Origin of the sequence: Mycolicibacterium nivoides (assembly GCF_003855255.1) — a bacterium.
Taxonomy (GTDB): Bacteria; Actinomycetota; Actinomycetes; order Mycobacteriales; family Mycobacteriaceae; genus Mycobacterium; species Mycobacterium nivoides.
Genome location: NZ_CP034072.1, coordinates 5,273,239 through 5,297,604, shown reverse-complemented (window position 1 = coordinate 5,297,604; position 24,366 = coordinate 5,273,239). Strand labels below are relative to the sequence as shown.

The window sequence follows — 24,366 nt, the reverse complement described above, 5'->3', positions numbered from 1 at the left end:
GTCCTTCTGCCCGTAGATCCCGAAGGTGTGCAACTCGTTGGCGAACTCCGTGTCCGGATCGGCATGAGCCGGCGCTGAGAGCGCGAGACTGGTTGCCGCGCAGAACGACAGGGCGATCAGCATACGTTTCATCAGACCAGGGCCTCCTCGGGTTCGCGCTGAATGGGCTTCGGCCAGGGCTGGGGCACCGGACGCTGACGGACGCGTTGCGGCCACCAGAACCAGCGCCCGAGCAGCGTGGCGATGGACGGTGTCATCAGCGATCTGACGACGAGGGTGTCGAATAGTAGGCCCAGGCCGATGGTCGTGCCGACCTGACCGATGACGATCAGGCTGCTGACTGCCATCGACGCCATGGTGAATGCGAAGACCAAGCCTGCGGAGGTCACCACGGCACCGGTGCCGACCATGGCCCGGATGATCCCGGTCTTCAGCCCGGCGTGGATCTCCTCCTTTATTCGTGAGACGAGCAGCAGGTTGTAGTCCGCGCCCACGGCCAGCAGGACGATGACCGACATCGGCATCACCATCCAGTGCAAGGGGATTCCCACGATGTGCTGCCAGAGCAGTACCGACAGCCCGAAGGCCGAGGCCAGACTCAGCACCACCGTGCCGACGATCACCGCCGAGGCCACCACGGCACGGGTGAGCACCAACATGATGATGAAAATCAGGATCAGTGCCGCCGCGGCGACGATGATCAGGTCGTAGTCGGCGCCCTGCTGCATGTCGTTGTAGGTCGCCGAGCTGCCGCCGAGGTAGATCTTGGATCCCTCGAGCGGGGTCCCCTTGATGGCGTCGGCCGCTGCGATCTTGAGCGGTGCGATACGTGCGGTGCCTTCGGGAGTCAGCGGATCACCCTGGTGAATGATGGTGAACCGCACCGCATGTCCGTCAGGCGACATGAACAGCTTGAGGCCGCGCTGGAAGTCGTCGGTCCCGAACGCCTCCGGTGGCAGGTAGAACGAATCGTCGTTCTTGGCCGTATCGAACGCTTCGCTCATGGCGGTGGCGGTGTTCTGCATCGCCATCGTCTGGTCCTGTTGGGCCTTCTGCACCTGGTACTGGTTCAGCAGGATCTGCTTCTGGTTCTTCATGGTCTGGATCTGCGCAGGCAACACGGCGACCATCCGGGGCATCAGGTCGGCCATCCGCTGCATCTCGGGAACCAGGTCCTGGAAGTCGTCGGACATCGTGTTGATGCCGTCGAGTGCGTCGAAGATCGACCTCATGGACCAGCACATCGGAATGTCGAAGCAGTGCGGCTCCCAGTAGAGGTAGTTGCGCAACGGCCGGAACTGGTCGTCGAAGTCCGCCAGGTGGTCCCGGACGTCGGACATGTCGCCCGACGTGGTCTTCATCTTGTCGGCCATGCGCTGCGACACCGCCGCGAGATCCGTTTGGATGCTCATCATCTCGGTCATCGAGTCGATGCTGTTCTGCAGATCGTTGGCCTGTTTGAGGATGTTGTCCAGATTGCTCTGCAGGTAGTCGTTGTTCATCAGCTGGGTCGTGCCGCTCTGGCCCAGCGTGTACGGGATCGTCGAGTGCTTGATCGGCTCGCCGTCGGGACGGGTGATGGTCTGCACCTGGGCGATACCGTGCACGCCCTTGAGGGCCTTGGCGATCTTGTCGATCACCAGGAAATCCGCTGGGTTCCGCAGATCCCGGTCGGACTCGATCATCATCAGGTCCGGGTTCATCTTGGCCTGCGAGAAGTGCCGGAACGCGGCGTCGTATCCGACGTTCGTCCCGACGTCCTTGGGCAGGAAGATGCGGTCGTTGTAGGTGGTGTGATAGCCGGGCAGGGCGAGCAGGCCGACCAACGCTGCGACGATGGCGCACACCAGGATTGCGCCCGGCCAGCGGACGGTGGCAGTGCCGATCCGGTGCCATCCACGGGACTTCGAAAACCGCTTGGGCTCAAGGATCTTGCCGAACCGGCTGGCCACCGAGATGACGGCCGGCCCCAAGGTCAGCGCCATGGCGACCACCATGGTCATTCCGATCGCCAGTGGGATACCCATGGTCTGGAAGTACGGCAGGCGGGTGAAGTGCAGGCAGAACGTCGCACCGGCGATGGTCAGGCCGGACGCGAGCACGACGTGAGCCGTGCCGTGGAACATGTCGTAGTAGGCCGCTTCTTTGTCCTCGCCGGCTCTTCGTGCTTCCTGATATCGGCCGATCAGGAAGATCGCGTAGTCGGTCGCCGCGGCGATGGCCAAGGTCACCAGCATGTTGGTCGCGAACGTGGTGAGACCGAAGAAGTTGTGATAGCCCAGTAACGCGACCAGGCCACGGGCGCCGGACAATTCGAGTACGACCATCACCAGCACGATCAACGTGGTGATGATCGACCGGTAGACCCCCAGCAGCATCACCGCGATGACGCCGAAGGTGACGAGCTCGATCATCTGCATGCTCTCGTCGCCGACGATGTTCTGGTCGGTGCTGGAGGCTGCCGATCCCGTCACATACGCCTTCACGCCATCGGGCGCGGGGCTTTCGGTGGCGATGCGCCGCACCGCCTCGACCGATTCGTTGGCCAGCGTCTCGCCCTGGTCGCCGGCGATGTAGACCTGCACGTAGGCGGCCTTGCCGTCGCGGCTCTGGGCGCCCTTGGCGGTCAGGGTGTCGCCCCAGAAGTCCTGCACATGCTGCACGTGGGTGGTATCGGCGCGCAGGTCACGGACCATCTGGTCGTAGAACACGTGCGCTTCGACGCCCAGCGGCTTGTCGCCTTCGAGCACGACCATCACCGAGCTACTGGTGTCGTACTCCTGGAACTTCTTGCCGACCTCTTTGATGGCGATCATCGACGGCGCGTCGTTGGGACTCATCGACACCGCGCGCATCTTTCCGACGACCTCGAGCTGCGGCACGACGGTGTTGAGCAGTGCGACGATCACGATCCACGCCAGGATGATCGGCAGGGCGAGCGTCCGGATGAATCGTGGGATCGCCGGCCGCGGAGGTGCCGCGTGGCGGCCGGTTGCGATGGCGTCGGTCGGGGTGTCGTCCGTGGGCGCGCTCATGCTGCCTTCACAAAGCAGAAGGTTTGTGCGTTCAATCCAGTAGCCGTTCTCTCTTCTTTGACCTGGTCATCGACGGTGACTCGGCAACTGATGCTGTCCCCGTCGCCTTGGGCCATGATGTTGGGCTGCACCGATGGCAACGTGGTTTGCAGCGTCAAAGTCCAAGGCAGCGGCACGGTTCCCGTGCGCTGGGGTTTGCCTTCGAGGTCCATGTAGTTGATGACGGCTGTGCCGCCGTTACCGAAGATCTCGTACTTCACGAACTTGGGATTGAAGTCTTCGGCGTTGTCCGACGTGGTGTCGGTGATGATGACCGGATGTGCGCCGAAGACCTTGCGGACGTTCATCACGATCAGCACGCCGGCCCCCATGGCGATGACGATCAGTACCGGGAGCCAGATTCGGCGGATGGCCCTCAGCATTTCGGTTGCCCCGAGGGGAGGCCCGCAGCGGGCATATCGATGACAGGTGTCACTGGTGGGCCTCCCGACATTTCGATGCGATCGCGACAACCCTGCTATTAGGTGGCCTACGCACTTCGAGGGGTAAAGTTAGCCGAATAAGTGGATAGGATCAATCCACTTATGACGCCGATCACTTGGACTGAGAGCTATGACCGAGGAAACAAGACCCGCGCTGCGCAAGGACGCAGAGCGCAACCGGCAGCGGGTGCTCGACGCTGCGAGGGAGCTGTTTGCCGAGAAAGGTCTTGAGGCGACGCTGAACGACGTGGCGCGCTACGCCAATGTCGGGGTGGGCACGGTGTACCGGCGCTTCGCCACGAAGGAAGAGCTGATCGGGGCCATCTTCGTGGACGGTATGGAACAGCTCACCGCGCTGGCTGAATCCGCGCTGCAGCACGAAGATTCATGGCAGGGGTTCGCGTGGTACGTCGAGAGCATGTGCGAGATCACGGCCACCGACCGCGGCCTTCGGGAAATCGCGTTCAGCAAGGCCTACGGGTGCGACCGGGTCAAGGCATGCCAGGAGCGCCTCGTCCCGGTGTTGACCAAACTGGTCGAGCGGGCGCAGAACGACGGCTATCTGCGTCCGGAGGTGTCGTCCACGGACATGCCGCTGTTCGGGCTTCTGTCCGGCACCGTGAGTGAGTTCGCCGGCCATGTCGACGCCGACTTGTGGCGCCGTTATGTGGCCATGCTTCTGGACGGAATGCGCCGGCACGATGACCAGGCGCCGATTCCGGTGAAGGCACTCGACAGCGACGAGCTCGATACGGCGATGCAGACGTGGGAACCCGCAGGGCCGCCCCGCTGACCGACGCTGGTACCCCACGTTTCGGAAAAGCCTGTGCGGGCACAATATCGACGTGGCTATCAAAGGTGACTCAGACCCGGGCTCGGATCCATTGTTCTGCGGTGTCGAACTGGCCCGGCGTATCGAGAAGGCCGAGGCGGACCTGATCGCGGCGGCGACGCACGCTGCCGGGCACCGTGGCGCCGACGGGCTGGTCCTGCCCGTCGCCGGCGGGTACGCCTGTTTCGCCGAGGCGGAATCGCCGATGAACAAGGTGGTCGGCCTCGGCTTCGACGGGTTGCCCGATGAAGCGGTGCTGGGTGAGATCGAGCGGGCCTTCGCGGCCAGGGGCAGTTCCACCCGGGTCGAACTGTCCAACCTGGCCGACCCCGAGATCACCGCGTTGTTGTCCGGCCGCGGCTACGGCCTCGTCGAGTTCGAGAACGTGCTGGGCAGGCCGATTCACGACGAGCGCCCGCCGGTGACCGATGTGCAGGTGCGTCGGGCCGACGACCTCACCGCATGGGTGAACGTCGTGGTGGAGGGCTTCGCCCATCCCGACGGTGAGGGCCCGGTCAGCCATGAGCATTTCCCCGCCGACATCATCGAGCGGGCCGAGCGGGACATGGAAAAGGCCGGGGCGACCGCGTATATCGCGCTGTGCGACGGAGTCGTCGCCGGTGGCGGGATGATGCGGTTGACCGGCGCGATCGCTCAACTGGCCGGAGCCGCGACGGCGCCTGCCTACCGCCGCCGCGGGGTGCAGGCCGCGCTGTTGGCGGCGCGGCTGGCCGAGGCTGCCGACGCCGGATGCGAGATCGCCGTGGTGACAACGGCGCCCGGCTCCAAGTCCCAGCACAACGTCCAGCGCCGGGGTTTCCAGCTGCTCTACACGCGGGCGATCCTGGTGAAGCCGGCTGAGGCGGCTCAGTAGAGGATCTTGCGCAGGTTGTCCTCGCTGTAATACGCGTCGAGTTCCTCCTGGCTCTGATCGGGCTTGAAAGCTTTCGCCATCTGCGCCACCGAGGGCACCGCCGTCGGATTCCAGCTCTCGGGCTTCCAGGTCTCAGAGCGCAGGAATGCCTTTGGGCAGTGGAAGAACACCTCTTCGATCGCGATTTCCAATGCCAGGATCGGACGCTTGCCGTCCACCGCCATGGCATCGAAATAGTCTGCGTCGGAAAGTATCCGGGCAGTGCCGTTGATTCGCAGCGTGTCACCGCGACCGGGAATGACGAACACCGTGCCCACGTGCGGGCGCTGCAGCACGTTGAGGAAGCCGTCGACGCGCCGGTTGCCGGGCCGCTCCGGGATCGCGATCGTGGTGTCGTCGATGATCTGGACGAAACCCGGCGGATCCCCCTTGGGGGAGACGTCGACGCGGCCGTGGGCATCGGTGGTCGCCACGAAGCCCAGCGGCGACTGCTTGAGCCAGATCTGCTGGGCTTCCGACAGTCGGTCGGTCACCTTCTTGGCGACGGCTGCGGTGGGTTGCCCGACGATGGCACGCAGCTCATCCGCGGAGGTCACTTCTCGGCGCATATCTCCATCATGCCCAAGCCGGCGACTGAATTGTCGTGCCGAAGGGTTCGGCGGCCGGCGCCCGAGCTCAGCCCGTGTAACGGGCGGCGAGCGTGCGCCGGTCGAGCTTGCCGATGCCGCGACGGGGCAACTCGTCGACGACGTGCACCTCTCGTGGCGCCGCGGTGGCATCGAGGGTCTGCGCCACGTGGTCGCGCAACTGGGCCACATCGGGGGCCGATGAACCTGGGGTGAGTACCAGCGCGGCCACCACTCGCTGACCGAGACGCTCGTCGGGGACCCCGAAGACCGCGCACTCGGCGATCGCCGGATGGCCGGCCAGCGCCGATTCGACCAGTTGTGGCAGCACCGTCAACCCGCCGGTGCTGACCGCGTCGTCGACCCGGCCCAGAACCCGTAACACACTCGAATCATCCACGGTGCCAAGGTCGTCGGTGCGGAACCAGCCGGGCTCGGCGAACGGGTCGGGGCTGATCGGGTTGCGATAGCCCCGGGCCACGGTGGCGCCGCCCAGCAGGATGCGGGCGTTATCGACGCGCACCTTCACCCCGTCGAGCGCCACGCCGTCGTACACACAGCCACCCGCGGTCTCGCTCATCCCGTAGGTGCGCACCACGTTCACCCCTGCCGCCTCCGCGCGTTCGGCCACCCCGGCCGGCATCGGCCCACCGCCGATCAGGACGGCGTCGAGGTCGGCCAGCGCCTCCGCGGCGGCCGGGTGGCGCAGGGACTTGTCCAACTGCACCGCCACCAGTGACGCATAGCGGCGGCCACTGCCCAAAGCGGCCACCGCAGAAGGCAAATCGCCCGGATCGAAGGAGGCCGCGACGCCGACGGGCGCGGTGCCGGCCAGCGCGCTGCGCACCAGAACCTGCAGCCCTGCGATGTGATAGGCGGGCAGGGCGAGCAGCCACCGCCCGTCACCGCCCAGCCGCGCGTGGGTGGCGGCGGCACTGGCCCGCAGCGCATCGGCCGTCAGCAGCGCGCCCTTGGGTTTGCCGGTGGTGCCCGAGGTCGAGATCACCACGGCGACGTCGTCGTCGATTTCTTCCCCGGCGCGCAAAGTGGTTGTCAGCAACGAACTCTGACGCTCGTCGTCGGCGGGGACGGGCAGGATCGCCGACGCGCGTCCGGTCAGTACGTCATCGAGCACTGCCAGCAACGTATCCGTCGTGGATCCGACGGTGACGGGGCGGAGGACGGCTATGCCGGGCCCCCTGGCTCTTTCGGGTCGTCCCCGTTGTTACCGGTGGGATGGTCGGCGTCGCCGGCATCCTCGGCATCGCGCGGATCGTCCAACGGCCATCCCTTGGCCGCCAGTCGCTCGCGTACCCGCTCGACGTCTTCGGCGCGGGGCAGTTCATCGGTGATCTGGGTGATCAGCACACCGATGTCGATGTGATCGAAGTCACCGCGATCGATGAGATCCCGTGCGACCGCCTTGACTTCGTCGTTGGTCAGGCGCCGCGCCAGCAGCGCCAACAGCGGCACCCGGTCTGGTCCGGGCACCCCCTCCGGGTACCCGGCATTCAGCCAGGCCGCGATCTTCGCGAGAAAAGCGTTCACTGTGCCTACTCCTGATGCACCCGAGCGAGGTTCCTCCGGCCATACGAGTTTGAGCCGGAAGACCGCATTGATGGTAGTAGTGCCAGCCGACTCTGGCTCGCAGTGAATTTATCGGCCGCGCAGGGAACGGCAAACCCGCCCGGCGAACAAACCGGGTTGGCTAGATGAACACTGGGTGAACTCATCCGTAGCGTATCCGAATTCCCAGGTCAGCGCGGAGTTTCCGGCTGGTCAAAATCGCCAATGGTCCTACAGAATTACCGCCATGAGCGCTGAGCTGATCATTCTGGTGTTGCTGATAGCAACAGCATTGGCCTTCGATTTCACAAACGGCTTTCACGACACCGGAAACGCGATGGCGACATCGATCGCCACCGGGGCGTTGAAGCCGAAGACCGCCGTGATCCTTGCGGGTGTCCTCAACCTGGTCGGCGCGTTCCTCTCGGTCGAGGTCGCCGTGACCGTGACCACGTCGGTGCTCAAGATTCAGGACAGCAAGACGGGGTCGCTGGTATCGGGTATCGATGCCTCGACCGGCCTCACCATCATCTTCGCCGGCCTCATCGGCGGCATCCTCTGGAACCTCCTGACCTGGCTCTTCGGCATCCCTTCCAGCTCGTCGCATGCGCTCTTCGGCGGGCTGATCGGTGCCGGCCTGGCTGCCATCGGGTTGGCCGGGGTCAACTGGTCCGGCGTCGTTCAGAAGGTGCTCATCCCCGCGATCGCCGCTCCGTTCATCGCCTGCCTCGTCGCGGCCGCTGGAACCTGGCTGGTCTACCGCATCACCCGCAACGTGCTCAAGCAGCGTCGTGAGCAGGGTTTCCGCTGGGGCCAGATCGCCACCGCCTCACTGGTCGCCCTGTCACACGGCACGAATGACGCTCAGAAGACCATGGGTGTCATCGCGCTCGCGCTCATCACCACCGGCCACCTCACCGGCGATGTGAAGGAGAACGGCCTGCCGTTCTGGATCATCGCCTCTTGCGCCCTTGCTATCGGCCTGGGCACCTACATCGGCGGATGGCGCGTCATCCGCACCCTGGGCAAGGGTCTGGTCGAGATCGAGTCCCCGCAGGGCCTGGCGGCTGAAGCATCCTCGGCCGCAATCATCCTCAGCTCCAGCGCCGCCGGTATGGCCCTGTCCACCACCCACGTCGCCACGGGCTCGATCCTCGGCAGCGGCGTCGGTAAGCCGGGCGCGGAGGTGCGCTGGGCGGTTGCCGGCCGCATGGCGATGGCATGGCTGATCACCCTCCCCGCCGCCGGCCTCGTCGGCGCGCTGGCCTTCTGGCTCTCGCACGGGGTCGAGGCGCTCACCGGCGCGGCGCTGGCCGGCGACGGCCTGATCTTCCTGATCCTGATCGCCCTGTCCGGCTACATGTGGTGGCGCGCCCAGCAGCAGAAGGTCGACCACAAGAACGTCAACGCCGATTGGGATTCCTCCACCAACTCGGTTGTGCCCGCGGAAATCCGCGAGGCTGCCAAGCCCGCCAAGCCCAGCACCGACAAAGCCGCGGTCTGACCGGATCTGACTAAGGAATCTGCTGATGATTTATCTGGAATCCATCTTCAAGGTGCTGGTCGTGGGGTTGATCCTCGGCGCCGGCCTGCCTGCGGTGTTCGCCACGGGTCTGGTGGCCTTCTCCAACGGCGCCGGTGGAACGCACGAGGACGGCACCGTGGTGGCGCCCAACCCCGCGCTCAAGGCCCTCGGTCTGCTGCTGTTCGCCATCGTCGCGGCGGTGATCGTGATCGCGATCCTCTGGATCACCAAGACCACGATCATTCACCATTTCGGATTCAACCCCGTCCCCTTCGTCCCGGGTAAGTGAGCTGACACATGACCGAATCTGCCGGCTACATGGAGAACGTGCTCACGTGGCTGCACAAGGGTTACCCCGAGGGCGTGCCGCCGAAGGACTACTTCGCACTGTTGGCGCTGCTCAAGCGTTCACTGTCCGAGGACGAGGTGATTCAGGCCGCACAGGCGATCCTGCGGGCCAACGACGGTGATACCCCGGTGACCGAGGGTGAGATTCGCGACGCGGTCCAGTCGATCATCGAGAAGGAACCGAATCCCGAAGAGATCCAGCAGGTGGCCTCGCGCCTGGCTTCGGTCGGCTGGCCGTTGGCCACACCGGCGCGCTGACTTCACCCGAGAAATCCCCGGCCCAGTTCACATGGGGCCGGGGATTTTCATTGCCGGGTGTCGCGGCGCAGCGGATGGGTGTCGGGCACCTGGACGAAGATCAGCGTGATGCCGTCGGGGTCGGTCACGTGCATCTCGTGCAGACCCCACGGCTCCTGCGTTGCGGCCCGGGCGATCGCCACGCCCCGGCCTTCGAGTTCGGCCTGGGTGGCGTAGACGTCGCGCACTTGCAACCACAGCGCACCGGGGAAGGTCCCGGACTCGGTGGGGCTGTGGTGACCGGCCAGCTCGATCAGTGACTGCCCCGCGTAAAAGACTGTGCCCGCACCGTATTCGCGGGCGATGGCCAGGCCGATCCCGTCGCGGTAGAACTCCACGGATGCCGGGTAGTCGACCGGCCGGATCAGCATCCGGCTGGCCAGGATTTCCATGTCCCTTGTCTACCACCGCGCGGTGTCCCGGCGAATCCGCGACACGGTCAGTCCTGGGATTGGCGCAGGTAGGCGCTAAGGCTCCGAGTTGCCAGCGCGTCGTCCAGGCCGAGCTCGAAGCGAGGTTTGTCAGCGTCGGTCGACCACGCTTGGTGGGCTTCCAGTAGCGAGACGGTGCCGAGCACCAGACGTTCGGCGGCAGCCGCGATGTCGTCGGTGTCCGAGGCCTCGCCCGAGAGGCCGAGACAACGCAGGAAATCCTCCCGATAACCCTGTGGTGCGACCGGAAATGACAGGGCGGCGTCGAGGGCTGCCCGGGCGCTGGTTATCGGATCGGCCGGATGGCCGGGATTGACGGTCGCCAGTACCGAGGGGCAAAGAAGTGCGGCCGCTCGGGCGGCAAGCCGGACGCCCAACTCGTCGCCGGATCTGCGCGCATTGCGGAGCTTGCCAAGGTCGGAAAAGAAGTCCTCCAGTTCGGGTTCCCCGGCTGGACGGGGGAGTCCGGGCCCGCTATACCGTGCCGCCTCCTCCGGATCGTCCACCCAGAGCAATCGAAACACCTCAAGAGCAGCGAAACCGAACGACCATTCCGCCGGATCCTCGGCCTCGTCCCACCATCCGTCCCGAGAATGAACCGCGAGCGAAACGTGGTGCAAGCGACCACCTTCGCTGTCGAACCATGCGGCATAACTGCTCTCGTCGGCTCCACTCACCAGAACGTCCAGATCGATATCGCTGTACGGGCCGGCGTCGCCGCGGACCAGGCTGCCCTTGAGGAGGATCGCCCGGGTGTCTGGGTAGTCGCGTCGAATGCGTTCGACCGCGCGTCCGAGGACAGCCTCGATTGCCGGATCGCACGACGCGTGCTGGGCGGACTCGAGCATGGACAACTCCTATCAGAAACTGTTCGACCAGAGGGTTCGGCCAGGAGGCGCCGCGTCCAACGTCCTATCTCGACGGCGACGCTCCTGTGTCGCGAAGGTGTCCTCACATCTCACGGCAGAACCGATGCATGCCGTCCTCGATGCCCTCGTGGCACCAGCCGATCGCGGGGAAGAATTTGAACGCGCTGGGATTGTCCACCTCGACGAACGCGATCCAACGTTTCGCCGCCGGATGCCCAGCCCAGGCCACCGTCGCCGCGACCGCCTCACGCCCGATCCCCGAACGCCGAAGTTGAGGGGCAACCGCGAGATCGGTGATCGCATGCTCGCCGCCCGTTGGATCCCACACACATCCGACCAGCGCCGCGGCCCGCCCTTTGTGGTCCTCCAGGACGAGTTGCACCCCGTCGTGCTCAGAGAGAACATGCTCCAGCCACTCTTCATCGATCGGCCCCAACCGGCGATCAAGCTCCGGGTCGCGAAACCAACCACATATCCAATGCCAATCCGAGCGCACCATCGGGCGTACGTGAAACCGATTCGCGTTGCGCTGAGCCGATTCCGGGTCCATCACACGCGCCGATGACGCGGGCGCCGACAACGACCACGTCGGGCGCACTCACATCGTGTCGACATGCGTCTCGCGATCGAACAATGCCGCAAGATGCGGCCCACCCGCGGTTCACGGGTCATACGGCATCGCTCCATCACGTCGGCAACTTCCTCATCAGCTGTGGTCATCGGGCCCACGGGAGCGACTCACGAAATAACTACCGCGTGCTCGCCCACGCCAGCGCACAGCCAACCGGAGGCCTCGTGGGCGCCGAGGCGTGCCGTTCGCGATGGCAGCCAGACCTCGTGCTGCGCTGAGTATTTACCAAATTCCAAGAGCTTGGCAAACGATTATTCGCCCGCGTGCCGGGGGTGGATCGCTTCACCACGAGACACCGAAAGAATTCCGCACGCGCTTCAGCTGCGACATTGAAATGTCCTTGGGGGTCTGAACTTTGACCGTTCGGCGCATGCCTGTGCCTTCGGGCGAAAGCTACCCGGCCTACGTGCCGAGGAATGCCGTGTGCTGCGAGGGTCTTGTCCGGTCGGGCCTAGGAGAGTAGGCCCGATCCCACGGGAGTCACTCCGGCCGTCCGGGCATCCGGCGGGCGCGATCGCTGGCGCGCAATCCGATGGCGAACGCGGCCTGGTCCTCGAAACTCATCGGGTTACGTCCGGTGATCTCGTGGATACGACTCAGCCGGTGACGAACGGTGTTGGTGTGCAGGAACAGTTCGCGGGCGGTGTCGATGAGCGACCCGTTGGTGGCCAGGAAGGCCCGAAGAGTACGCACGTGCTGGGTGCCCCGGTCGTTGTCCAGGCGCTCGAGTGGGTCGATGAGTTGGTTCTTGAACGGGGCCAGCCGGCTCAGGGGCAAGCCCTCGAGCAGGCTGTCGAAGGTGCTCAGTTGATCGGGTCCGATGCTTCCGCCGTGCTGCTGGGCCAGGTCGAGGGCGATGCGGGCTTGGGTGATCGCCGCCCCCAGTTCGGCGAGCGGTACGGCTGCGGCGTGCCCCGACGGCATCGAGAGTTCGGTGGCGGCCTGAGCGCGGGCGCCGGCCTCAAGAACCAGACAAACCTCGGGCGCATCGCCGACCAGGGCATCCGGAAACGCCATCGACAGCACGGCGCCGGCCCCGGCCGGCCAGGCCGAGCAGGTCAGTTCCGGTGAGCTCAGCCCCGCCCAGTCCAACAGCTGATTGAGGGCGTCGGGCAGCAGCATGCGACGCTCGATCAACGACAGCAACTGTCCGACCCGTTCGCGGGTCAGCGCGGATTCGATGTCGCGATCACCTTGGGCAGCCTGGGCGAATCGCGCGATCAGCTGCAGCACAGCGGTTTCGGGCGGGTCGCCGCTGCCCACCCAGGCCAGGGTGCCCAACCCGTCGACGGCGGTGGTGGTGCCGGTGTCCTCGGGTGCCTCATCAGGATCCAGCAGGAGGTAGCCGCCCAGCACCTCACCTGCGCGGTCCAACAGCTGCCTCACCGACTCGCGCCGCCGTTGTGACGAAAGCAGTTCGGGCATCAGCGAATTGGTGGCGCGTGCGACGGATATCTCACCGCCGACCTGGAAGTCGGCGACATAGCGGCTCACCGACGAGAACGGCACATTGGGAGGGGCGATGAGGATCGGCAGGCCGTCGCGGGCGGCCGAGGTGATCAGCGCGCCGGGGACGGTGTCGTGCACATCGCCGATGCCGAAGCACAGGCCGGCGGCCCCGGCCCGGGTCAACGACTCGACGAATGCCGCGCAGTCCTGTGCGGTCTGCAGGCTGATGCCCACTGTGCAGACCAGCTCGCCACCGTGCAGATACCGCGACGGGTCCCGCAGCTCGGTGGTGTGCACCCAGCTGATCCGGCGGTCCAGGTCGCCGGTGGGTTCGTCGGGGGTGAGCAGCCCCCGGTGTGATTCGAGGAGATCGCGCAGTGTCGGTATGACGTCGCTGCGGTCCGACATGGGGGTGAGCGTAACGCCGACGTCACACCCGTGTCGGCAGGCATTGTCGGATCCTCCAATGCCGCCGTGGGGCAACAGTGGGTTTGCAGCGTGTTCGCCGCGATTGCTTGGCGGTTGCACCACCGCGGCGTGATAGTTCCTGCAACCACGTCAGAGGGAGCACACGATGACTGCATCGCCGATCTCGGCGCCCGCGCACGACCCCGACGGGCCCCATGTTCTACGGCGCGAATTCTCGCTGTGGTCGGCGTTTGCCTTCGCTTTCGCGTTCATCTCGCCGATCGTCGCGCTCTACGGAATCTTCGGTCTGGCCCTGGCCGCGGCAGGCCCGAGCTTCTGGTGGGGCTTCGCGCTGGTGTTCGGCGGCCAGCTGCTGGTGGCCCTGGTCTTCGCGATGCTGGTGTCCCGTTGGCCGTTGGAGGGTTCCATATATCAGTGGTCGCGGCGGCTGCTGGGCACGTCCTACGGCTGGTTCGCCGGCTGGGTGTACATGTGGACGCTGGTGATCGCGATGGCGACGGTGGCGCTCGGCGCGGCCGGGTTCGTGGCCAACATCGCCGGGGTGGAATCTCCGTCCGGGGGCCTGCGGGCCGTCATCGCGCTGATGATTCTGCTCGGCGGGACTGCGATCAATCTGATCGGCCGTGGCGCGCTCAAGGTGTTCATGACCGCCAGCATCGTGGCCGAAGTGATCGGTTCCATCGGGCTGGGCACCTGGCTGCTGGTGTTCCACCGCAACAACTCGTTGTCGGTGCTGTTCGACGGAGGCGGTCCCGGGCTGGATACCTGGAGCTACCTGAGCGGGCCGTTCCTGATCGCGGTGGCCTTCATCGGGTTCTCGTTCGTCGGGTTCGAAAGCGCGGGCGCGATCGCCGAGGAGGTGCATGAGCCGCGGCGGGATCTGCCCAAGGCGGTGATCTTCTCGCTGGGGTTCATCGCGTTGGTGGTGGCCTACTCGAGCTTGGCGATCATCCTGGCGATCCCGGATCTCGATGCGGTGGTGTCGGGTTCGGTGGCCGACCCGGTGTACGAAACTCTTACGGCGGCACTGGGACACGGCATCGCCAAACCGGTCGAGGCGCTCTTCGTGATCGGCTTCCTGGCCAGCTTCCTGGCCCTGCAGACTTCGGCCTCACGCGTGATCTGGGCCTACGCCCGGGACGGTGCACTGCCGGCCGCGGCCGCGCTGGCCCGGCTGCGCGGCAGGGCCCGGATCCCGGTGGTGGCGATTCTGGTCACCACGGTCGTCGGCGGGGCACTGTTCCTGCTCAGCATCGTGGCCGGCGACATCTATTCGCTCATGGTCAATTTCACCGCAGGCGGCTTCTACCTGGCCTTCCTGTTCCCGTTGATCGGGTTCGTGGTGGTCCTGGCCCGCCGCGGCTGGACGGATGGTGCGTTCAGCCTGGGCCGGGCCACGGTTCCCGTCGCCGCCGTGGCCGCGGTTTGGGCGATCCTCCAGACCCTCAACATCGCTTGGCCGAGGCCGGTTTTCGAGCAGCGCTACCTGGACTGGTCGGTGTGGATCGGGCTCGCGGTGCTGGGTGTGATCGGTCTGGGGATCCTGCTCAGTGTGCGCAAGCGGATCGTCAGCGCCGCGGTGATCGACGGGGCCGAGCTCCTCGATGAGCGCGCCGACGTCAAGGCGGTGGCCGGTGACTGAGGCTCCTGTCGCCGTCGTCACGGGCGGGGCCAGCGGAATCGGTGCGGCGGTCGTCACCGCGCTGCGCGACCGCGGCCACACCATCGGAACGATCGACCTGTCCGGTGAAACCCGGGCGGACCACGCTGTCGCGGCTGACGTTTCCGACGGCGCCGCTGTTGCCGGCGCGGTCGCAGAGATCCGGGCCGAGCTCGGTCCGATCGCCGCGTTGGTGACCTCGGCCGGGTACTACGAGATGGCTCCGGTGAGCCAGATCAGTGCCCAGGCCTGGCAGCGCATGCTGCGGGTGCACGTGGGCGGGCTGTTCCACGCCGCCCGGGCGTGTCTGCCCGACATGCTCGAACGGGGCTCGGGTGCGGTCGTCGCGGTGGCCAGTGAACTCGCCGTCGGTGGGGGCGACCATGACGCCCATTACGCCGCGGCCAAGGGCGCCATCCTCGGTCTGGTGCGCAGCCTGGCCGCCGAGGTCGCCGATCGCGGTGTGCGCGTGAATGCGGTGGCTCCCGGGCCGACCGACACACCGCTGCTCGCCGTTGATTCCCCTTGGCGCGCAGCAGATTATCTGGAAACTCTGCCGTTGCGGCGACTGGTCACGCCCGCTGAGGTGGCGCGTTGTGTGCAGTACCTGGTGTGCGATGCCACCTTCAGCACCGGTGATGTCGTCAACGTCAACGCGGGAGCGGTGATATGAGCTCATTGCAGGGGCGAGTCGTGCTGGTCACGGGGGCCGCTCAGGGCATGGGTGCCGCCCACGCGCGTCGGCTGGCCGCCGCGGGAGCGACGGTCGCGGTCAACGACATTCGCGCCGGCGCTGCGCTGGATGCGCTGGCTGCCGAGATCGGCGGCCCGGCTGTGCCCGGCGACGTCAGTGACCCTGCCATCTGTGTCGAGATCGCAGATGCGGTGGTGGCCGCGGCGGGCAGGCTCGACGTGCTGGTAGCCAATCATGCCTACATGACCATGGCGCCGCTGCTGGAGCACGACGAGGCGGACTGGTGGCGGGTCGTCGACACCAATCTGGGCGGGACGTTCCATCTGGTGCAGGCGGTGCTGCCGCACATGCGCCGGCTCGGCGCGGGGCGCATCGTCGTGGTTTCCAGCGAGTGGGGTGTCACCGGCTGGCCCGAGGCGACGGCCTACGCGGCGTCCAAGGCCGGGCTGATCTCGTTGGTCAAGACGCTGGGGCGGGAGTTGGCGCCGGAGGGGATCATCGTCAACGCGGTGGCGCCCGGAGTGACCGACACCCCGCAGCTGCAGGTCGACGCCGACGCCGCCGGGATCGCACTGACGGATATGCACAAGCGTTACGCCGAGTCGATTCCGTTGGGCCGCATCGGTTCCGTCGATGAGATCGCGGCCGCGGTGCAATTCCTGGCCGACTTCGAGATGTCGGCGGTCGTCGGGCAGGTGATCGCCTGTAACGGCGGGGCGACTCGGGCGAGGGCATGACGTGGTGAAGGAAGGGAATCAGGTGGCAAGCCAGCCGTATGTGCGGTCGGAGTCGGGAAATGTCGGTCAGGTCGATGCGATGGCGGTGCCGCGGTATGCGGGCATCGCCACCTTTGCCCGGCTGCCGCAACGCCACGAGGTCTCCGACTACGACATCGCGGTGGTCGGGGTGCCGTTCGACACCGGTGTCACCTACCGGCCGGGTGCCCGGTTCGGCCCGGCCGCGATCCGGCAGGCTTCACGTCTGCTCAAGCCCTACCATCCGGCGCTGGACGTGAGCCCGTTCGCGCAGGCACAGGTGGTCGACGCCGGCGACATCGCGGCCAATCCGTTCGACATCGAGGCGGCGGTGGAGCAGGTGCGCGACGGCATCGCCGACCTGCTGACCACGCCGCGACAGCGGGTGGTGCTTCTCGGCGGGGACCACACCATCGCGCTGCCGGCACTGCAGGCGATGCATGCGGTCCACGGGCCGGTGGCGCTGGTGCACTTCGACGCTCACCTCGACACCTGGGACACCTACTTCGGTGCGCCCTGCACGCACGGCACCCCGTTCCGCCGGGCTTCCGAACAGGGCCTGATCGTCAAGGGCCACTCGGCGCACGTCGGGATCCGCGGCTCGCTCTACGACCGCGCCGACCTGCTCGACGACGAATCATTGGGCTTCACGGTGGTCCACTGCCGCGATATCGACCGCATCGGTGTCGACGGGGTCATCGAGCGGATCCGTGACCGGGTGGGGGACCACCCGGTGTACGTGTCGATCGACATCGACGTGCTGGACCCGGCATTCGCGCCGGGCACGGGAACACCCGAGATCGGTGGGATGACGAGTCGTGAGTTGGTGGCGGTGCTGCGCGCCATGCGCGGGTTGCAGATCGTCGGTGCCGACGTGGTGGAGGTCGCTCCGGCCTACGACAGCGGTGACGTCACCGCGGTGGCGGGCGCCAATCTGGCCTATGAGCTGGTTACGCTGATGGCTGACAATGCCTGAGTTCTCCTGGCCGGAAGGCAAAACCGCGGCGGCGGCGTTCACCTTCGATGTGGATGCCGAGTCGGCGGTGCTGTGGGGCGACAAGAGCGAAGTCGGCGTCTCCGCTCGCATGAGCGTGATGTCTCACCAGGCCTACGGGCCGCTGGTGGGAATTCCCCGGATCCTGGAACTACTGGAACGCCACCAGATTCCGTCGACATTCTTCGTCCCGGGTCACACCGCGCACCGGTACCCCGAGGCGGTGCGCGCGATCGTCGCGGCCGGGCACGAGATCGCCCACCACGGTTACCTGCACGAGCAACCGACGGCACTGACGCTGCAGGAGGAGATCGACGCGCTGGACCGCGGTCTGGAGGCGCTGGCCGAGGTGGCCGGTGTACGGCCGATCGGCTACCGCGCGCCCATGTGGGACCTGTCCTGGCACACCCCGGCGCTGCTGGCCGAACGTGGATTCCTTTACGACTCCAGCCTGATGGACGCCGACTGCCCCTATGAGCTGTCTGTCGGTGACGGCTCGCTGGTCGAGATCCCGATCCAGTGGGCCCTCGACGACTGGGAGCAGTACTGCTATCTGCCCGACATCTCCGGATCTGGTCTGATCGAAAGCCCGCGCAAGGCAAGGGAACTCTGGCAGCTGGAGTTCGACGCGCTGCGCCGCGTGGGGGCCTGCTGGGTACTCACCAATCACCCCTTCCTGACCGGACGGGCTTCGCGGGCAGCCGAACTCGACGATCTCATGCGTTATGTGCTTGAGCACTCCGATGTGTGGACCACGAATCTCGGGGCCATCGCCGAGCATGTGCGCTCACTCGGGCTCCCGCCGCGGAGCATCACCAAGCCGTGATCAGACCGGCTGGACCCGTTGCCGTTTCATCACGGCGTCGACCAGCCCGGGGGCCACGGTGTTGAGCGCCTTGGCGGTCACGGCCATGCGTGGGGCGATCTGCACCGGGCGGGTGCGCGCCGCGGTCAGCATCCAGTCGGCGGCCTCGGCTGCCGACAGTCCGGGCAGCCCGTCGTAAGCCCGGGTGGGGGCGATCATCGGGGTCTTCACCAACGGGTAGTACAGCGTCGTGGAATGCACGCCGACGGCGGCCCACTCGGTTTCGATGACCCGGCTGACCGCGGCCAGGGCGGCCTTGGAGGCGTTGTACACCGCGAACAGCGGCGAGGATTCGTTCATCACGCCCCAGGTGGCGACGTTGATGATGTGCCCCTCGCGACGCTCGCGCATGCCCGGCGCCAATCCGCGGATGAGCCGTAGCGGCGAGTAGTAGTTGAGCGTCATGGTGCGCTCGACGTCGTGCCAGCGGTCCAGCGATTCGGCCAGGGGGCGCCGGATCGACCGGCCGGCGTTGTTGATCAGGATGTCGACACCGCCCAGATCGCGTTCCACGGTGGCGACCAGTTCGTCGATGGCGTCCATGTCGGAGAGGTCCACCGCGTGGGCGCGGGCGTCGCCGCCCTTGTCGGTGATCCGCCCGACCAGGTCGTCGAGCAGTTCCTGACGGCGAGCCACCGCGATGACGGTGGCTCCCTTCGCGGCGAACTTCTCGGCCGCGGCCTCACCGATGCCCGATGACGCGCCGGTCAGCAGGATCCGCTTGCCTGCGACGTCGATGTCGCCGCGGGCCTGCAGCCGTTCGGTCAGCGGCGGACGCATGCTGGTCAGCAGCAGCTGCTCGGAGATTCGGCGCAGCGGGTTCTTGCTCATGCGCCGAGTTTAGGAGACCTAGATTTTCCCCGGCGAGCGGACGTCGCGGCAGCCGTGACCTGGCATTCTCATGCCCCGCTGCGTCCGCTCGCCGGGGAGAAATGTTCTGCGTGCCGTGAGCCGACGCGTCAGGCGGTCAATTTCTCACTGAGTTCCCACAGCCTCTGCGCGGATTCCGGGTCGACCGCGTACCGCGTGACGCCGACCGTCGTCTCCATCGGTCCGGCGGTGATGTCGAGCGTCAACGGTTCGGTGATGTCTTCAAGCGGGGCGACGTCGTTGTTCTGCAGGTACACGCCACCGAGGTCGTCGAGCTGCGGGCTGGTGGCTGCCCAAACGCTGGTCGACGCACCTTGTTCCGGAGTTTTGCGATCCCGTTCCGGATCGATCACCGGCTGTCCGTCGTCGTCGACCAGGCCCATGGCGCGCCAGCCGTCTTCGCCGAGCCACGGTGCGAGGTTGGTACTCACGATCCCGCCGGGGTGTAGCGCGTAACCGCGGATTCCATCGCCGGCGAAGCGGCGGTCGAGTTCCACTGCGAACAGCACATTGGCCGTCTTCGATTGACCGTATGCCACCGTGCCGTCGAACTCGCCGGTGTCGAAATGCGGGTCGTCCCAATGGATGTCGGACAGATGGTGTCCCCAGGATGAAACCTCCACCACACGGGCGCCCGAAGCCCCGCGCAATGCGGGGAGCAGACCCAGGGTCAGTTGGAAATGGCCGAGGTGATTGGTGGCGAACTGTGATTCGTAGCCGCGGGCGTCGCGGACCAGTTCGCCGCCCATGATGCCGGCGTTGTTCACCAGGATGTGCAGCGGCTGACCCGAGTCGAGGTATCTGACTGCGAACGTGTCGATCGATCGTGGGTCCATCAGGTCGAGCGGGTGTACCTCGACGCGGTCGATGCCGGCCAACGCGTGTGCCGCCCGTTCTGGGGAGCGCGCGCCGACCACCACCGAGGCTCCGGCCTGGCTGAGAGCCCGGGTGGTCTCGAGCCCGAGTCCGACATGACCGGCGGTGACGATGACGTTGCGTCCAGACAGGTCGATGCCTGCGAGCACGTCCGCTGCCGTCGAGGCCGCGGTGAATCCCGATCCGATGGGACGTTGGTTCTGTGTCATGCCTCCACGATGTCTCCGCTCGGCCGGACTTTGAATGGTTGTGAGTCCATATTTTTTGCGCGATAGTTCGGAGATGGTTCGTGATCAGCTCTCCGATGTCTTTGACCTCGTCGAGGTCCGTGGCCTGATCTCCGGCGGGTTCGCCGTGCGCGGAGACTGGCGGGCCCACGCGCCGATCAGGTACCCACTCAAGCTGACCGCCGTGGTGTGCGGTCGTGTCCGGCTCATCACCGACGGCATGGATCAGCCCATCGAGTTGCTCGCCGGTGATGTGGCGATTCTCAACAGCCGCAAATGGGTCGCGTTGGAGGGTGGGCCGGGAACGGGGCCGCCGACCGAGATCGTCTTGCGCGAATCCGATCCGTTCGTCCGCATCGACGGCGCCGATTGCGGCGACGCCGACGTGATCATCGGCGGGCACGTCGACGTCAACCCTGCCGGTGAGGCGCTGCTGCTGCATGCGCTGCCGTCGGTGGGACACGTCCGTGCCGCATCAGCACAGGCGGGCAGCCTGCACGGGCTGCTCGACCGACTGGTGGACGAGGTGACCGGTGACCGGATAGGAGCGGCGTTCGCCATTCGCCAGCATGGCCAGCTGCTGCTGCTTGAGGTGCTACGGGCGTACATCGATCAGGGTGAACACCTGCCGCCGGGCTGGCTGCGGGTGCTGACAGATGAGCGGTTGCGCCCCGCCCTTGCCGTGATGCACGACCAACCCGCGAAGTCCTGGCGGTTGGATGAGCTGGCTCGTGCAGCAGCGATGTCACGGACATCGTTCGCTGAACGGTTCCGTGCGGTGGCCGGGGTACCGCCGTTGACCTACCTGAACAACTGGCGAATGCTGCTGGCGCAGCGTGCCCTCCGCGATGACGACACCCGGGTCGGCGCACTGGCGGTCACGCTGGGTTACTCCTCCGAAGGTGCGTTCTCCAACGCATTCAAACGCGAGGTAGGTATGTCTCCACTGCGCTACCGGGCGCATGTCCGCGATGAATCGGCGGCCGCTGACCGGTCGGTATCGGTATGACGATCACCGGCAAGCTCGACCAGCGCTTCAGCGAAGCGACCGAAGCGACGAGTTGGGAGTCCGCCGCGGCAGTCCTCGATGCTGCCGGGCTGTACTGGCTCACGACCGTGCGCGGCGACGGGCGCCCGCACGTCACCCCGTTGGTCGGGGTGTGGACCGATGGTGTGTTCGTGTTCTGCACCGGGTCCTCCGAGCAGAAGGCGCGCAATCTGCAGGCGGGAGCGGCCGTCGTCGTCACGACCGGAACCAACACCTGGAACGCCGGCCTCGACGTCGTCCTCGAGGGCACCGCTGCGCGGGTGACCGGCCTGCAGCGGCTGACCGCATTGGCCGGCGCCTACCGGAACAAGTACGGCGACGACTGGGATTTCGTTTGCGACGACGAGGTTTTCGACCCGCAGGGCGAGGCCGCGATCGTCTACGAGGTCACCCCGGCCAAGGTGATCGCGTTCGCGAAGTCGCCGCACGGCCAGACCGGTTTTCGTTTTTAACCCGGCGATTTGTGCACGTTTACCGGCGGTCAGCGCGGGTAAACGTGCACAAATCACTAGAAGTAGCGCGGGAAACCGCTCCAGTCCGGATCGCGCTTCTGGAGGAACGCGTCGCGGCCCTCGACGGCCTCGTCGGTCATGTAGGCCAACCGGGTGGCCTCCCCGGCGAACACCTGCTGGCCCACCAGGCCGTCGTCGATCAGGTTGAACGAGAACTTGAGCATCCGGATCGCCTGGGGTGACTTGCCGTTGATCTCGGCGGCCCACTGGAGGCCGACGGACTCCAGTTCGGCGTGGTCGACGACGTCGTTCACCGCGCCCATCTGATACATGGTCTCCGCGTCGTAGGCGCGGCCCAGGAAGAAGATCTCGCGGGCGAACTTCTGCCCCGTCTGGCGGGCCAGGTATGCGCTGCCGAATCCGCCGTCGAAGCTGCCCACGTCGGCGTCGGTCTGCTTGAACCGGGCGTGCTGGCGGCTGGCCAGGGTCAGGTCACACGTGACGTGCAGGCTGTGTCCGCCGCCGGCCGCCCAACCGTTGACCAGACAGATCACCACCTTCGGCATGAACCGGATGAGCCGCTGCACCTCGAGGATGTGCAGCCTTCCGGCCCGCGCCGGATCGACCGTCTCGGCGGTTTCGCCCGCCGCGTACTGATAGCCGGACCTGCCGCGGATGCGCTGGTCACCACCGGAGCAGAACGCCCAGCCACCGTCCTTGGCCGACGGACCGTTGCCGGTCAGCAGCACCACGCCGACGTCGGGGGACATCCGGGCGTGGTCGAGGACGCGGTACAGCTCGTCGACGGTGTGGGGCCGGAAGGCGTTGCGCACCTCGGGCCGGTCGAACGCCACCCGGACCGTGGGCTGCCGCGCGCCGTCTGCGACGTGGCGGTGGTACGTGATGTCGGTCAGATCGTCGAAGCCGGGCACCGGCTCCCAGACTGTCGGGTCGAACGGGTTGTCTGCACTCACGTGCTCGACTGTAGAGCGAACGAATCCAGAGGTTTCACAGGTACCGTCGCTGGGTACGAAACCCGGCGCGATGATGCGTACCTCGCATCACCAGATCAGAGGGGACCACGATGAAGCGCTCAGTGAGTGTGTTGTTGTCGGGACTGGCTACGGGCTTGGTGCTCGTCGGATGCTCGCCTGCGATCACCGGTGGTGACACCAAGTGCAAGGACTTCATCGGGCAGGACGAGAAGACGCAGAACGAAGCGGTGTCCAAGATGCTCAAGGACGAAAAGGGCACCGATGCCGCACAGCTGGAGATCACCGGAACCCGGTTGGCGGTGCAGACCTTCTGCCAGACGGTCGGCAAGCAGGACTCCAAGATCAAGGAAGCCCCGCACCTGAGCTGAGTGCGGCTAGATCGGGTCCAGCCGGAACACCGGGCAGCGTCCGGCCAGGGCCTCGAATTCGTCGGGATGGGGCCCGGTCACCAGCCCGGCGTTGCGCATGAAACCCACACCGGTGGGGACCAGGACCGGGAACTGGCGTAGCAGCGGCCGGGCCTGTTCGACCGGGATCTCCACCACGCGCACCCGCTGGTCGCTGCGGCCCTGGTGCACCGTGGCCTGCCCGGCGGCGCGGGCGTTGGCCGCCCAGTCGCCGCCGGGCAGCCCGGCCACGATGTAGCGGTGGCCGTCGACGGTCATCGGGGTGACCGGCGTCGAGCGGGGTTTCCCGGACTTGCGCCCGGGCACCGTCAGCACCACGGGTCCCTTGTCGCCGCCGACGCCGAGCTTGTTCAGCCCGATCATCACCTTGTTGACGTACTTCAGCCACCACGGCGGCCGGATGCGGTCGTCAGCCATGGCTCCACCCTAGGCGCGGATGCCGACGCTCCGCAGGGCCGCGATCAGTCCGTCGGGGCGCTCGGCGGTGGGCAGCGGGTCGACGAGCGCGAACTGGCAACCCACTGTGCGGGCGCCGCCGTCGGCCTCCTCGCTGTCGCCGACCATCAGTGCATCCTGGGCAGCCACTCCAAGGCGGTCGAGTGCGGCGGTGAAGATCGCCGGGTCGGGCTTGATCGCGCCGACCTCGAAGGACAGCACGAACTCGTCGACGTGCTCGGCGGCGCCGATCGCCGTGAACGCCGGCCGCACGTCGAACGCGATGTTGGAGACGACGGCGGTCCGGATCCCTTGCGCGTGAAGGTTTTCGAAGACGCGTGCGGTGTCGGGATAGGCGGTCCAGCTGGCCGGATCGATCACCCGGTCGTACAACGCCTGGGCGTGGTGGTCGGCCAGCCCGGACTCCCGCAACACATGCAGGTAGGCCTCCCGGTGCAGGTGCGGGGCCAGGTCGCGGTTGGCCCAGGCCCGGTACTGTTCGTCGGTCATCGACACGGACCGGCCGGTCGGGGCGGTGAGCCGGCGCATCAACTCGGCCTGCACGTGGCCGTCGACCGCGCGTTCGTCGACGGCCATCCCGGCGAACCAGCTGTCGTCCTCCTCGAGGCGGAACAGGGTCCCGGAGTAATCGAACAATACGGCTGACACCATGCCCGCCATGGTGCCATGAGGC

27 protein-coding genes and 1 pseudogene are annotated in these 24,366 nt (G+C 66.5%); 13 read left to right on the top strand and 15 right to left on the bottom strand.

The window, feature by feature from the left end; genetic code table 11:
- The 3 genes and pseudogenes from EH231_RS34440 to EH231_RS25890 all read right to left on the bottom strand — a co-directional run.
- Positions 1-132, bottom strand: a pseudogene (locus tag EH231_RS34440) (DUF732 domain-containing protein); the annotation flags it as partial.
- The gene (locus tag EH231_RS25895; protein ID WP_090424382.1) at positions 132-3,035 is read right to left on the bottom strand and encodes an MMPL/RND family transporter; all 2,904 of its coding nucleotides are present in this window, start codon (positions 3,033-3,035) and stop codon (positions 132-134) included. The pseudogene EH231_RS34440 and the gene EH231_RS25895, both read right to left, overlap by 1 nt.
- Positions 3,032-3,457: an MmpS family transport accessory protein gene (locus EH231_RS25890; RefSeq protein WP_090424383.1), complete on the bottom strand. Its 426-nt coding sequence runs from the start codon at positions 3,455-3,457 to the stop codon at positions 3,032-3,034. The genes EH231_RS25895 and EH231_RS25890 overlap by 4 nt, the downstream gene beginning before the upstream one ends.
- 190 nt (positions 3,458-3,647) lie before the next feature.
- Between EH231_RS25890 and EH231_RS25885 the strand changes: the two genes are divergently transcribed.
- Both EH231_RS25885 and EH231_RS25880 read left to right on the top strand, forming a co-directional pair.
- Positions 3,648-4,310: a TetR/AcrR family transcriptional regulator gene (locus EH231_RS25885; protein WP_090424384.1), complete on the top strand. Its 663-nt coding sequence runs from the start codon at positions 3,648-3,650 to the stop codon at positions 4,308-4,310.
- 52 nt (positions 4,311-4,362) lie between these two features.
- Positions 4,363-5,223 (top strand): GNAT family N-acetyltransferase, encoded by an 861-nt coding sequence (locus EH231_RS25880; protein WP_124713585.1) that lies wholly within the window; start codon positions 4,363-4,365, stop codon positions 5,221-5,223.
- Here the strand turns inward: EH231_RS25880 and EH231_RS25875 are convergent.
- The 3 genes from EH231_RS25875 to EH231_RS25865 form a co-directional block, all read right to left on the bottom strand.
- Complete coding sequence (locus tag EH231_RS25875; RefSeq protein WP_090424386.1) at positions 5,217-5,831, bottom strand: pyridoxamine 5'-phosphate oxidase family protein; 615 nt, start codon at positions 5,829-5,831, stop codon at positions 5,217-5,219. The genes EH231_RS25880 and EH231_RS25875 overlap by 7 nt on opposite strands.
- A 67-nt stretch (positions 5,832-5,898) precedes the next feature.
- On the bottom strand, positions 5,899-6,984 hold the full coding sequence (gene menE, locus EH231_RS25870; protein ID WP_420891934.1) for an o-succinylbenzoate--CoA ligase: 1,086 nt from the start codon (positions 6,982-6,984) through the stop codon (positions 5,899-5,901).
- Positions 6,985-7,034: 50 nt separating this feature from the next.
- The gene (locus EH231_RS25865) at positions 7,035-7,397 is read right to left on the bottom strand and encodes a DUF3349 domain-containing protein (RefSeq protein WP_090424388.1); all 363 of its coding nucleotides are present in this window, start codon (positions 7,395-7,397) and stop codon (positions 7,035-7,037) included.
- A 265-nt stretch (positions 7,398-7,662) separates the two neighbouring features.
- Here EH231_RS25865 and EH231_RS25860 point away from each other — a divergent pair, with 265 nt between their 5' ends.
- From EH231_RS25860 to EH231_RS25850, 3 genes are read left to right on the top strand one after another with little or no spacing between them, the layout of a single operon-like run.
- Entirely contained in the window at positions 7,663-8,919 is a 1,257-nt protein-coding gene (locus EH231_RS25860; RefSeq protein WP_124713583.1) for an inorganic phosphate transporter, read from the top strand.
- A gap of 25 nt (positions 8,920-8,944) precedes the next feature.
- Entirely contained in the window at positions 8,945-9,229 is a 285-nt protein-coding gene (locus EH231_RS25855) for a hypothetical protein (RefSeq protein WP_124713582.1), read from the top strand.
- 8 nt (positions 9,230-9,237) lie between these two features.
- Positions 9,238-9,546, top strand: a complete 309-nt coding sequence (locus tag EH231_RS25850) for a DUF3349 domain-containing protein (protein WP_124713581.1) — start codon at positions 9,238-9,240, stop codon at positions 9,544-9,546.
- 47 nt (positions 9,547-9,593) lie between these two features.
- Here the strand turns inward: EH231_RS25850 and EH231_RS25845 are convergent, their stop codons facing one another.
- From EH231_RS25845 to EH231_RS25830, 4 genes are all read right to left on the bottom strand, one after another.
- Positions 9,594-9,977: a VOC family protein gene (locus tag EH231_RS25845; RefSeq protein WP_124713580.1), complete on the bottom strand. Its 384-nt coding sequence runs from the start codon at positions 9,975-9,977 to the stop codon at positions 9,594-9,596.
- A gap of 47 nt (positions 9,978-10,024) precedes the next feature.
- Positions 10,025-10,864, bottom strand: a complete 840-nt coding sequence (locus EH231_RS25840) for a nucleotidyltransferase domain-containing protein (protein WP_090424392.1) — start codon at positions 10,862-10,864, stop codon at positions 10,025-10,027.
- A 103-nt stretch (positions 10,865-10,967) separates the two neighbouring features.
- Complete coding sequence (locus EH231_RS25835) at positions 10,968-11,384, bottom strand: GNAT family N-acetyltransferase (RefSeq protein WP_234941110.1); 417 nt, start codon at positions 11,382-11,384, stop codon at positions 10,968-10,970.
- 612 nt (positions 11,385-11,996) lie between these two features.
- Positions 11,997-13,373 (bottom strand): PucR family transcriptional regulator, encoded by a 1,377-nt coding sequence (locus EH231_RS25830; protein ID WP_090424394.1) that lies wholly within the window; start codon positions 13,371-13,373, stop codon positions 11,997-11,999.
- A 166-nt stretch (positions 13,374-13,539) separates the two neighbouring features.
- Here EH231_RS25830 and EH231_RS25825 point away from each other — a divergent pair, with 166 nt between their 5' ends.
- The 5 genes from EH231_RS25825 (at position 13,540) to EH231_RS25805 (ending at position 18,323) form a co-directional block, all read left to right on the top strand.
- Positions 13,540-15,036 carry an APC family permease gene (locus EH231_RS25825; protein WP_124713579.1) on the top strand — a complete coding sequence of 499 codons (1,497 nt, stop codon included), beginning with the start codon at positions 13,540-13,542 and terminating at the stop codon, positions 15,034-15,036.
- Entirely contained in the window at positions 14,999-15,727 is a 729-nt protein-coding gene (locus EH231_RS25820) for an SDR family NAD(P)-dependent oxidoreductase (RefSeq protein ID WP_124713578.1), read from the top strand. The genes EH231_RS25825 and EH231_RS25820 overlap by 38 nt, the downstream gene beginning before the upstream one ends.
- Positions 15,724-16,485, top strand: a complete 762-nt coding sequence (locus EH231_RS25815) for an SDR family NAD(P)-dependent oxidoreductase (protein WP_090424397.1) — start codon at positions 15,724-15,726, stop codon at positions 16,483-16,485. Before EH231_RS25820 ends, EH231_RS25815 begins: the two co-directional genes overlap by 4 nt.
- Before the next feature lie 79 nt (positions 16,486-16,564).
- Entirely contained in the window at positions 16,565-17,479 is a 915-nt protein-coding gene (gene speB, locus EH231_RS25810; protein WP_206429677.1) for an agmatinase, read from the top strand.
- Entirely contained in the window at positions 17,472-18,323 is an 852-nt protein-coding gene (locus EH231_RS25805) for a polysaccharide deacetylase family protein (protein ID WP_124713576.1), read from the top strand. The genes speB and EH231_RS25805 overlap by 8 nt, the downstream gene beginning before the upstream one ends.
- On the opposite strand, the gene EH231_RS25800 is transcribed toward EH231_RS25805, so the two are convergent.
- Positions 18,324-19,193: an SDR family oxidoreductase gene (locus tag EH231_RS25800; RefSeq protein ID WP_124713575.1), complete on the bottom strand. Its 870-nt coding sequence runs from the start codon at positions 19,191-19,193 to the stop codon at positions 18,324-18,326.
- A 128-nt stretch (positions 19,194-19,321) separates the two neighbouring features.
- Positions 19,322-20,317 (bottom strand): SDR family NAD(P)-dependent oxidoreductase, encoded by a 996-nt coding sequence (locus EH231_RS25795; protein ID WP_124713574.1) that lies wholly within the window; start codon positions 20,315-20,317, stop codon positions 19,322-19,324.
- A 73-nt stretch (positions 20,318-20,390) separates the two neighbouring features.
- Between EH231_RS25795 and EH231_RS25790 the strand changes: the two genes are divergently transcribed.
- Positions 20,391-21,344: an AraC family transcriptional regulator gene (locus EH231_RS25790; protein WP_090424401.1), complete on the top strand. Its 954-nt coding sequence runs from the start codon at positions 20,391-20,393 to the stop codon at positions 21,342-21,344.
- Positions 21,341-21,835, top strand: coding sequence for a pyridoxamine 5'-phosphate oxidase family protein (locus EH231_RS25785; protein WP_124713573.1), 495 nt, complete (start codon positions 21,341-21,343; stop codon positions 21,833-21,835). The genes EH231_RS25790 and EH231_RS25785 overlap by 4 nt, the downstream gene beginning before the upstream one ends.
- Before the next feature lie 56 nt (positions 21,836-21,891).
- On the opposite strand, the gene EH231_RS25780 is transcribed toward EH231_RS25785, so the two are convergent.
- Positions 21,892-22,809 (bottom strand): 1,4-dihydroxy-2-naphthoyl-CoA synthase, encoded by a 918-nt coding sequence (locus EH231_RS25780; protein WP_090424403.1) that lies wholly within the window; start codon positions 22,807-22,809, stop codon positions 21,892-21,894.
- Positions 22,810-22,919: 110 nt separating this feature from the next.
- On the opposite strand from EH231_RS25780, the gene EH231_RS25775 reads away from it, so the two are divergent.
- Complete coding sequence (locus EH231_RS25775; RefSeq protein WP_090424404.1) at positions 22,920-23,198, top strand: hypothetical protein; 279 nt, start codon at positions 22,920-22,922, stop codon at positions 23,196-23,198.
- A gap of 6 nt (positions 23,199-23,204) precedes the next feature.
- Here EH231_RS25775 and EH231_RS25770 read toward each other — a convergent pair whose 3' ends face one another.
- Positions 23,205-23,654 (bottom strand): nitroreductase family deazaflavin-dependent oxidoreductase, encoded by a 450-nt coding sequence (locus EH231_RS25770; protein ID WP_090424405.1) that lies wholly within the window; start codon positions 23,652-23,654, stop codon positions 23,205-23,207.
- Positions 23,655-23,663: 9 nt separating this feature from the next.
- Positions 23,664-24,353, bottom strand: a complete 690-nt coding sequence (locus tag EH231_RS25765; protein WP_090424406.1) for an HAD family hydrolase — start codon at positions 24,351-24,353, stop codon at positions 23,664-23,666.
- Positions 24,354-24,366: the final 13 nt, after the last annotated feature.

Coding starts and splice junctions, on each gene's coding strand:
- EH231_RS25790 (WP_090424401.1), top strand. CDS start 20,391: ATGGTTCGTGATCAGCTCTCCGATGTCTTTGACCTCGTCGAGGTCCGT.
- EH231_RS25845 (WP_124713580.1), bottom strand. CDS start 9,977: ATGGAAATCCTGGCCAGCCGGATGCTGATCCGGCCGGTCGACTACCCG.
- EH231_RS25830 (WP_090424394.1), bottom strand. CDS start 13,373: ATGTCGGACCGCAGCGACGTCATACCGACACTGCGCGATCTCCTCGAA.
- EH231_RS25805 (WP_124713576.1), top strand. CDS start 17,472: ATGCCTGAGTTCTCCTGGCCGGAAGGCAAAACCGCGGCGGCGGCGTTC.
- EH231_RS25840 (WP_090424392.1), bottom strand. CDS start 10,864: ATGCTCGAGTCCGCCCAGCACGCGTCGTGCGATCCGGCAATCGAGGCT.
- EH231_RS25850 (WP_124713581.1), top strand. CDS start 9,238: ATGACCGAATCTGCCGGCTACATGGAGAACGTGCTCACGTGGCTGCAC.
- EH231_RS25875 (WP_090424386.1), bottom strand. CDS start 5,831: ATGCGCCGAGAAGTGACCTCCGCGGATGAGCTGCGTGCCATCGTCGGG.
- EH231_RS25775 (WP_090424404.1), top strand. CDS start 22,920: ATGAAGCGCTCAGTGAGTGTGTTGTTGTCGGGACTGGCTACGGGCTTG.
- EH231_RS25835 (WP_234941110.1), bottom strand. CDS start 11,384: ATGGTGCGCTCGGATTGGCATTGGATATGTGGTTGGTTTCGCGACCCG.
- EH231_RS25815 (WP_090424397.1), top strand. CDS start 15,724: ATGAGCTCATTGCAGGGGCGAGTCGTGCTGGTCACGGGGGCCGCTCAG.
- EH231_RS25785 (WP_124713573.1), top strand. CDS start 21,341: ATGACGATCACCGGCAAGCTCGACCAGCGCTTCAGCGAAGCGACCGAA.
- EH231_RS25885 (WP_090424384.1), top strand. CDS start 3,648: ATGACCGAGGAAACAAGACCCGCGCTGCGCAAGGACGCAGAGCGCAAC.
- EH231_RS25895 (WP_090424382.1), bottom strand. CDS start 3,035: ATGAGCGCGCCCACGGACGACACCCCGACCGACGCCATCGCAACCGGC.
- EH231_RS25825 (WP_124713579.1), top strand. CDS start 13,540: ATGACTGCATCGCCGATCTCGGCGCCCGCGCACGACCCCGACGGGCCC.
- speB (WP_206429677.1), top strand. CDS start 16,565: ATGGCGGTGCCGCGGTATGCGGGCATCGCCACCTTTGCCCGGCTGCCG.
- EH231_RS25795 (WP_124713574.1), bottom strand. CDS start 20,317: ATGACACAGAACCAACGTCCCATCGGATCGGGATTCACCGCGGCCTCG.
- EH231_RS25855 (WP_124713582.1), top strand. CDS start 8,945: ATGATTTATCTGGAATCCATCTTCAAGGTGCTGGTCGTGGGGTTGATC.
- EH231_RS25860 (WP_124713583.1), top strand. CDS start 7,663: ATGAGCGCTGAGCTGATCATTCTGGTGTTGCTGATAGCAACAGCATTG.
- EH231_RS25890 (WP_090424383.1), bottom strand. CDS start 3,457: ATGCTGAGGGCCATCCGCCGAATCTGGCTCCCGGTACTGATCGTCATC.
- EH231_RS25765 (WP_090424406.1), bottom strand. CDS start 24,353: ATGGCGGGCATGGTGTCAGCCGTATTGTTCGATTACTCCGGGACCCTG.
- EH231_RS25770 (WP_090424405.1), bottom strand. CDS start 23,654: ATGGCTGACGACCGCATCCGGCCGCCGTGGTGGCTGAAGTACGTCAAC.
- EH231_RS25800 (WP_124713575.1), bottom strand. CDS start 19,193: ATGAGCAAGAACCCGCTGCGCCGAATCTCCGAGCAGCTGCTGCTGACC.
- EH231_RS25820 (WP_124713578.1), top strand. CDS start 14,999: ATGAGCGCGCCGACGTCAAGGCGGTGGCCGGTGACTGAGGCTCCTGTC.